This window comes from Mycobacterium sp. (assembly GCF_049281135.1).
Classification (GTDB): Bacteria; Actinomycetota; Actinomycetes; order Mycobacteriales; family Mycobacteriaceae; genus Mycobacterium.
Genome location: NZ_JBAPRN010000841.1, coordinates 1 through 7,821 on the forward strand (window position 1 = coordinate 1; position 7,821 = coordinate 7,821).

Annotated in this window: 8 protein-coding genes, 1 tRNA gene and 1 pseudogene; 5 read left to right on the plus strand and 5 right to left on the minus strand. The window is 64.7% G+C overall.

All coding sequences use genetic code 11. The features are described 5' to 3' along the window. Positions 1-444 (plus strand): DNA polymerase III subunit delta' C-terminal domain-containing protein (locus WAN02_RS33450; RefSeq protein ID WP_422269646.1); only part of this gene is annotated, 444 nt, incomplete at its 5' end. Between the two features lie 142 nt (positions 445-586). After that, a tRNA-Thr gene (locus WAN02_RS33455) sits at positions 587-662 on the plus strand. Positions 663-675: 13 nt separating this feature from the next. Here WAN02_RS33455 and WAN02_RS33460 read toward each other — a convergent pair. Beyond that, positions 676-2,505, minus strand: coding sequence for a hypothetical protein (locus tag WAN02_RS33460; protein ID WP_422269647.1), 1,830 nt, complete (start codon positions 2,503-2,505; stop codon positions 676-678). Between WAN02_RS33460 and WAN02_RS33465 the strand changes: the two genes are divergently transcribed. Beyond that, positions 2,471-3,415: an NAD-dependent epimerase/dehydratase family protein gene (locus WAN02_RS33465; RefSeq protein WP_422269648.1), complete on the plus strand. Its 945-nt coding sequence runs from the start codon at positions 2,471-2,473 to the stop codon at positions 3,413-3,415. The two genes, WAN02_RS33460 and WAN02_RS33465, sit on opposite strands and share 35 nt — an antisense overlap. A gap of 11 nt (positions 3,416-3,426) precedes the next feature. Here the strand turns inward: WAN02_RS33465 and WAN02_RS33470 are convergent, their stop codons facing one another. Then, positions 3,427-4,929, minus strand: coding sequence for a hypothetical protein (locus tag WAN02_RS33470; RefSeq protein ID WP_422269649.1), 1,503 nt, complete (start codon positions 4,927-4,929; stop codon positions 3,427-3,429). A gap of 422 nt (positions 4,930-5,351) precedes the next feature. On the opposite strand from WAN02_RS33470, the gene WAN02_RS33475 reads away from it, so the two are divergent. Further along, on the plus strand, positions 5,352-5,492 hold the full coding sequence (locus tag WAN02_RS33475) for a hypothetical protein (protein WP_422269650.1): 141 nt from the start codon (positions 5,352-5,354) through the stop codon (positions 5,490-5,492). 4 nt (positions 5,493-5,496) lie between these two features. Continuing rightward, the gene (locus WAN02_RS33480; RefSeq protein WP_422269651.1) at positions 5,497-6,618 is read left to right on the plus strand and encodes a YeiH family protein; all 1,122 of its coding nucleotides are present in this window, start codon (positions 5,497-5,499) and stop codon (positions 6,616-6,618) included. Here WAN02_RS33480 and WAN02_RS33485 read toward each other — a convergent pair whose 3' ends face one another. From WAN02_RS33485 to WAN02_RS33495, 3 genes and pseudogenes are all read right to left on the minus strand, one after another. Continuing rightward, positions 6,619-6,954 (minus strand): DUF2304 domain-containing protein, encoded by a 336-nt coding sequence (locus WAN02_RS33485; protein WP_422269652.1) that lies wholly within the window; start codon positions 6,952-6,954, stop codon positions 6,619-6,621. Then, positions 6,951-7,643, minus strand: coding sequence for a glycosyltransferase family 2 protein (locus WAN02_RS33490; RefSeq protein ID WP_422269653.1), 693 nt, complete (start codon positions 7,641-7,643; stop codon positions 6,951-6,953). The genes WAN02_RS33485 and WAN02_RS33490 overlap by 4 nt, the downstream gene beginning before the upstream one ends. A gap of 33 nt (positions 7,644-7,676) precedes the next feature. Then, positions 7,677-7,821, minus strand: a pseudogene (locus WAN02_RS33495) (hypothetical protein); the annotation flags it as partial.

Here is a 7,821-nt window from a genome sequence, read left to right on the forward strand (position 1 = left end):
GCCGAGGCCGAGGCGGCAGTGCTGACCGCCGGCCGCGACGAAGCCGAGACCGAGGAGTTGCGCACCGCGCTGGGCGCCGGAGGCACCGGCAAGGGCACCGCCGGTGCGTTGCGCGGTGCGACCGGTGCGATCAAAGACCTTGAGCGACGGCAGAAGTCGCGTCAGACCCGCGCGTCGCGGGATGCGTTGGACCGCGCGCTGATCGACCTGGCGACCTACTTTCGTGACGCGCTGCTGGTCGCCGCCAGTGCGGGTGACGTGCGGCCCAACCACCCCGACATGGCCGCGCAGATCGGGTCGATGGCCGCCCACGTCTCCGCCGATCGGCTGCTGCGCTGCATCGAAGCCGTTCTGGAGTGCCGCGAGGCGCTGGCGATCAACGTCAAGCCCAAGTTCGCCGTCGACGCCATGGTCGCCACCATCGGCCAGGCCCTGCGCGACTGAGTTGATTTGCCCAACCCGCCCCCTCGCCGCTTCGCGCCTGGGGGGACCCCCACCTCATCGCGCTGCGCGCTCTGCATCGTCGTCGGGCGAACTTGGGTGTGCAAGTGGCCCTGCCGTAGACTCGTCCCGCCCGACAGGGCACGCCACCTTAGCTCAGTCGGTAGAGCGGCTCACTCGTAATGAGCAGGTCAGGAGTTCGATTCTCCTAGGTGGCTCCACCTTTGACCCGCGTCAGCGTGGCAGCACGAATCCCACCGGCCCCGCGGCGATGCATACGCTCAGCGCCGCCGTGTCGGCCCGCACCCGCATCGCATTGCCCGCGCCCGGTAGTCGCACATAGACCCGGTTGAGCCCGGGGTGTACGTGCACCCGGGTGTCGATCCCCTCCGACAGTGAGACCGTGATCGAGCCGTCGCTGTTGGCCAGGTAGTTGATCTCGGCCGTCCAGTCCGTCGGCAGCAGTGGCCCGTCGAGACCGATCTCAACCGGCCGGTCGGGCTGCACCAGGTATCCGCACTGCGTGACCGGGCCGGGCGTCATCGCGCGCACCCAGGTCACCTGGGCGTCGACCAGCCGGCCCTTGCTGTCCAGCGTCTTCAATTGCGTTGTCGAAGAACCGAATTCGGGTCGATTGGCCAGCAGTGCGAACATGTGGCTGGCCAGATTGTCCGGCCAGGCCACCCGCCCGAGCACCAGCGGATCGACCTCCTGGTCGAGCAACGGTGCACTCGAGTTCGTATGTGCGGCAGCCAAATCGCGCTGAGCATTCTGCAGGTAGGGCTGTGCCGGGTTGTCCCGCCACGACGTCAAGAACGTTGCCGTCGAATACCAGCTGCTCGCTGCGAACGACGCTGCCACCGCGGTCGTGACCACCGTGCGGGCTGCCGACGCGTCGAGCCAGCCGGACGAAGGGCGGTTGGGGGCGCAGAACCCGACCGCGGCCAGCAACGCCAGCACCACGACGAGATCCGGGAAATAACGCAGTGTTTGGGCCAGCTCGAGCACGGTGAACCGCGATGAGCGCATCAGATAGATCGGCACCTGGCAGGCAACCACGTAGCCGGCCGCGGTCAACCACACCGGCACGATGCGCCGCTTGCGGGCCAGCGAGATCGCCAGCGCGGCCGCCAGCACCAGCCAGCCGAGCACCTTGACCATCGTCGGAGGAACCGCCCACGGCGACGCCGGCGCCCACCTGCCCCACACCCACGGGCCACCGGCCAACCCCGGGACGATGCCGTGAGTTACCGAGCGACGCAACAGATCCCACGTCATCGTCAGGTCTGAACTCCAGCGATGTTGGTTGACCACGGCCAGATACACCACGACCCAGCCACCGGTCAGCCCCAGCGATGCGGTCCACAATCGGATGCCGGACCACCACACCGTCCGTATCGCCGATCGATCGGCCTGCACGTGCCACAGCAGCGCCGCGACAGCGAACGCGACAAACGGAATCACCGCGGCCTTTTCGAAGAACAGCAGCCCCCCAAGGTAGGCCAGCATGCCGGTCGCGGCGTACCGCTGGTTTCCGGTGCGGACCAACAGGATCGCGTCCGCGCAGACCCAGGCCAGCGCGGCCAGCATCGGCAGCGAGTTCAGGGCCGCCGCCCACCAGGCGAACCCCGGCACGCCGAGCGGCGTGAACAGCGCAAAGGTCAGCGGGACCAGCAGCACCGGCCGCCAGCCCAGCATCACGTACAGACTGCGCAACAGGGCCAGCGATGCCAGCAGTTGCAACACCACCAAGCTGAGGGCCGGTCCGACCCAGTTCAGCGGTGCCAGCCGGGTGATGGCGCCGGCGACCAGGAATGCGCCCGGCATGACGTGTCCGTCATGGTCGTCGAACAGAAACGACGGCGACAGCAGGCTATGGGTGCCGGCCCGGCCGACCAGGATCAGGTCGTCCCAGTAGAAGTAGCCGCGAAACGCCAGCACCCCGCGGATCAGCAACTGCACCGCGACCAGCACCGCCGCGGCGAGCGCCACCTTGGGTAGCCCGGCGCCCCGTCGGTATGGTGGGCCGGTGCGCGCACTGGTCACCGGGGCTGCCGGGTTCATCGGGTCGACGCTAGTCGACCGGTTGCTGAGCGACGGGCATCACGTCGTCGGCCTGGACAACTACCACTCGGGGCGGGCTACCAACCTCGAACACCTGGTCGGCAACCCCGAGTTCGCCTTCGTCGAGGCCGATATCGTCGACGCCGATCTGGCGGCGATCCTCGGCGAGCATCGCCCGGAAGTGGTGTTCCACCTGGCCGCGCAGATCGATGTGCGGCGCTCGGTGGCCGAGCCGCAATTCGACGCGTCGGTCAACGTGATCGGGACCGTGCGCCTTGCCGAAGCCGCGCGGCTGACCGGAGTACGCAAGCTCGTGCACACCTCCTCGGGCGGATCGATCTACGGGACGCCGCCCACCTACCCGACCAGTGAGGCCGTGCCCACCGACCCGGCGTCGCCCTATGCCGCGGGCAAGGTGGCTGGCGAGATCTACCTCAACACGTTCAGGCATCTCTACGGTCTGGAGTGCTCACACATCGCTCCGGCCAATGTCTATGGGCCACGGCAGGATCCGCACGGCGAGGCCGGCGTGGTGGCGATCTTCGCGCAGGCGCTGCTATCGGGCAAGCCCACCAAGGTGTTCGGCGACGGCTCCAACACCCGTGACTACGTGTTCGTTGACGATGTGGTGGACGCGTTCATCAAAGCGTCGGGTCCAGCCGGCGGCGGGCAGCGCTTCAACGTCGCCACCGGCGTGGAAACCTCCGACCGCCAACTTCATTCAGCTGTTGCTGCTGCGGTCGGCGCACCCGACGACCCGGAATTTTGTCCGCCGCGGCTGGGCGACCTCAGGCGGTCCTGGCTCGACATCGGTTTGGCCGACCGGGTTTTGGGCTGGCGCCCGCAGGTGCGGCTCGACGACGGCGTGGCCCGCACCGTGGACTATTTCCGGCGGGCGTCGTCAGCTTAGGGCGCTGACCGTCACAAACCGAACACGGTGTCGAACAGGTCAAGCCACGGCTGGTCCGCGAACGACGCCAGTCCCTCGGCCGGGGTAAGTCCCGCGGAAGCGTCCAAGAACGCGTACACCGAGGAAAGATCCAGGTTGCCGAACGGGGTCACGAAGGTATCGGTGATGAGGTTCTCACCGTCCGGACCCAGCCCCGGTAGGTCGGTGTAGAAGTTCTCGAAACCGAGACCGTATGAAGCGAAGTCGATTACCGAGCCTTCTGGCAAATTTGGGTCCGCCGAATCAGTGACGAGTAGCGTCTCAGTGAAGGAGCTGACGAACATCGGCTGGATGGTGGTCACGTCGGCTTCGAAGGTCGACGACGGAGTGTCGGCGCCGCCATCGTAAACACCGAACAGGTCTGTCCCCTGAATCGAGAAGTTTCCCGGTGGGAGACCGTTGATTCCGGTGTAGGTCAACTCCGCGTCGGGTGCGGCTTTGATGATGTCGTCGCCAAACGAAATAGGTCGTAACAGCGAGCCGTCGTCGAGGCCGGCTGACGCGTCATAGGGAGAGAATATGGGCGAAAGATCAAGAGATTGACCAGTATCGGTGTCGATCAGAATATCTGTGACTTCGTCGGTGCCGTCGGGTTGTGGAATCGAGGAGTAAACGTTCGACAGGTTGTAGAAATCGATGGTGTTGTAGACCGATCCGATCGGCAGCGAGTCAGCGGTACCCGTTTGTCCGGTGACCAGTAACGCTTCGGTGTGGAAACCGACTCCGTCAGTGGTGGTGGTCTCGATGGCGTTGAAGGTTGCATCTGGATTTTCACCGTATTGGAATGACTGATAGCCCTGGTGGTCAATGGTGAACGGCGGAAGTCCGCTGACGGCGGTGATGACTGGGTCGCTGGTCGCGGTGATCCCGTCGGGTAGCACGGGCGGCACGTCAACTGCGTCGACTCTGAGGAGATTGATGAGTTGGGACAGGTCGATGTTGCCGAACGGAGTCTTCAAGATGTCCGTGATGGTGGTGGTATCCCCCGAAGGTACAGCGGAGTAGACAAACGTGAATAGGCCGCCGAGACTGTGCGTGATGCTGATCACCGATCCCTCGATGGGTGCTATTCCGGTGGGATCTTCGTAACCCGGCACGTCGGGGCTGACGTAGAGCACCTGGCTGGTCGCGATCTCTTCGTTCGCAAAATCGGTGCGGGTATCCAGATAGGGAACGGTTGACACGTAGGCGTGGAAAGTTCCGACCGGGTCATCGGAATTGTTTCCGATGACGTCGAACTGCCCGTAGCCTTGAATGCTTCCGTTGACGCCGGGCGGCGCAGTCAGAATGTTGTACAGAGCGGTCACCGTTTCCGGTCCGGCTGGATCGAGGGTGTAAGCGGCCGCATCGAAAGTATCGGCCGGCGCTCCGATGTCGACGCTGTCGGCGACGGCGACGGCGTCCGAGAGGAGCGCGAATCCGAACAAACCGCTGGCGGCAGCGGCCAGCAGGCAGGTGAGGCGAAGAGAAGTCATCGGAGACCCTTCCGATCGTGTTGCCGTGTCTGACCAGCGCCGTTCTGGGCTAAAGGTTAGCCGAACTTAGATACGCTTTTAAAATTAGCTGGGAGGACTCACAAGAAGTCATGTGAAATACCTAAATCCGCCCCCGCTGCCACAGTGTGGAGTGAACAGCGGAACGGAGCAGGGCATGGCCCGCACGGTGGACCACTCCCGCCGCATGCACACGCTCTAGTACTGCCTCACCGCCATCGCCGAAGTCACCCCAAAACTGACTTCATACCGACACCCCAAAACACCACAGGTTGGGGCGCTTTATTGAGTCGATTCGCTCGGTATCAATCAGGCGGAGTGAATACCTTGTCCCAGTGCTCTGGGGACCGATAGAAATCGGCACAGGTTTTGGCGGTAGGTAACGGTGAGTTTAGGAGACTGCGGTGACCGCGAGCGATGAGGATGACGCACCAACGAGAAGTGGACGCCTCGCACGGATAGGCGTCGATTGGTGGGCGACGATCGTGGCCGGAATCGTGGTGCTGTTGGCCGTGGCCGGACTGCTACCCAAGATTCCGTGGTGACCCCGTGAGCACGGTCGTTGCCGAGCAGGCGGAGCCCGCCGACGAGGCGAGTTTCACCAGCCGCAACATCCTGGAATACGTGCCGGGAGTGCTGCTGCTGATCACGATCGGCCTGCTGGGCAAATATGCTCAGGTCAGGTGGAATTCGCTGGCACACCACCAGCATTGGCGGGTGCCAGACATCGAGTACGTGTTGTGGGCGATCGTCTTCGGCCTGCTCGTCACCAACACCGTCGGCCTGCACCGCATCTTCCGTGCCGGCGTCCAGACCTACGAATTCTGGTTGAAGATCGGGATTGTCGCTCTTGGCGTGCGATTTGTTCTCGGCGATCTGGTCAAGCTCGGCGGCATCTCGCTGGTGCAGATCTTGGTCGATATGGCGCTGGCCGGTGGGACCATCCTGGCGGCGGCGCACTTTTTCGGCCTGTCCGGCAAGCTGGGATCGCTACTGGCCATCGGGACGTCCATCTGCGGTGTATCGGCCATCGTCGCCGCCAAAGGCGCGATCCGGGCTCGCAACTCCGACGTCGGCTACGCCATCGCGGCGATCCTCGCGCTGGGTGCTGTCGCGTTGTTCACGCTACCGGTGCTGGGCCACGCGATTGGTTTGACCGATCACGAATTCGGTTTGTGGGCAGGGCTTTCGGTAGACAACACCGCCGAGACCACCGCGACTGGCTACTTGTACTCCGAGCAGGCCGGGAAGATCGCCGTGCTGGTGAAGTCCACCCGCAACGCGCTGATCGGGTTCGTGGTGCTGGGTTTCGCGTTGTACTGGGCATCACGCGGCGAGGCAGACCGGGTCGCACCGGGTCTGCGTGCGCGGGCCCTGTTCATCTGGGACAAGTTCCCCAAGTTCGTCCTCGGATTCCTTGCGGTGTCGGCGATTGCGACCGCCGGTTGGCTCAGCAAGGGACAAGCCACCAACGTCGCCAACGTGTCGCGGTGGGCGTTCTTGCTGACGTTCGCCGGCGTCGGCCTCAACACCAACATCCGCGAACTCGTTCGCACCGGGTGGCGGCCGCTGGTGGTCGCCGTCATCGGCTTGGTCGTCGTTGCCGCCGTATCGCTCGGGTTGGTGTTGATCACGTCGCGCGGGCTGCACTGGGGTATCGGGGCGGCCTGATCACTCCGGCCGTTGCGCGCCCTCGAGCGCGACGGCGCGAGCCAGTCGCGCGTAACGCAATTCGAGGTCTTTGAACCGCAAGTAGGTATTCAGCGTGCTGAAGCCGAACGCGACGATAAGCGCGTACAGCATCAGGTCGGCGCCGCGGTCGACGCCGAGCCAATGCGCCACCACGGTGGTGTCGTTGGGCCGCAGCACGGCATACACACCGGCGAACATGAAAGCCAGGAACCCTACTTTCACCCAGGCTTGCGACTGGACGCTGCGACGGGAGCGCAGCAGAAAGACCACCAGCGCGAAGATCGAGGTGATCAGTAGGCCCTGGATCCAGTTCATCGCGGCATCCTTCCTCGCAGGAATCCGTCAACGATGATGTTGACACCATTGAGCAGCGGCTGGCCTTTGGCCGATGAGTACTCGGTGTAGAGCACCTCGACCGGTTGTTCGGCTACGCGCCAACGGTTTTCGTCGATCAGCATGATGAACTCGGTGGCGTGGCTCATGCCGTTCATGGTGATGTCCAGCCGATCGGCGACGGTCTTGTTGAACACCCTCAGCCCGTTGTTGGTATCGGTCAGGCCCAGTCGGCGGCCCCGCGGGCTCAGCCAGGCGGCGGTCTGCAGCACCACCCGTTTCAACACTGGAGGCCGGCTGACACCCGGGCCGAACCGGGTGCCGATGATGATGTCGGCGTCCCCGGCCGCCAACCGGCCGATCATCGCGACGACGTCGGCGACGCGGTGCTGGCCGTCGGCGTCGAAGGTGACGAAGACCTGCGCGCCGGGCTGGCTGCGGGCGTACTCCACGCCGGTTTGGATGGCGGCTCCCTGACCCAGGTTGACCGGGTGCTGCACCAGATGAGCTCCCGCACGTAGCGCGATGTCGCCGGTGTCGTCGGCGCTGCCGTCGTCGACACACACCACGTTGGCGAAGATCGACCGCAGGTCGGTGATCACGTCGCCGATCACACCGGCTTCGTTGAAGGCGGGGACGACGATCCAGACGTCGGACATTTCACCGGTCATTTCAAGCCCACAACGTACACGCGGTCGCGCAGATCAACGGCCCGGACGCGCAAGCCCGGCCAGGTGCACGCCGATGCCCACCAGCGGACCGCACAGCAACGCGACCACCGTCCGGCTCTCCAGCGGCAGCGGCAACAACAGCAGCAGGCCCGCTGCCACCGTCGCGCACACCCAGCCC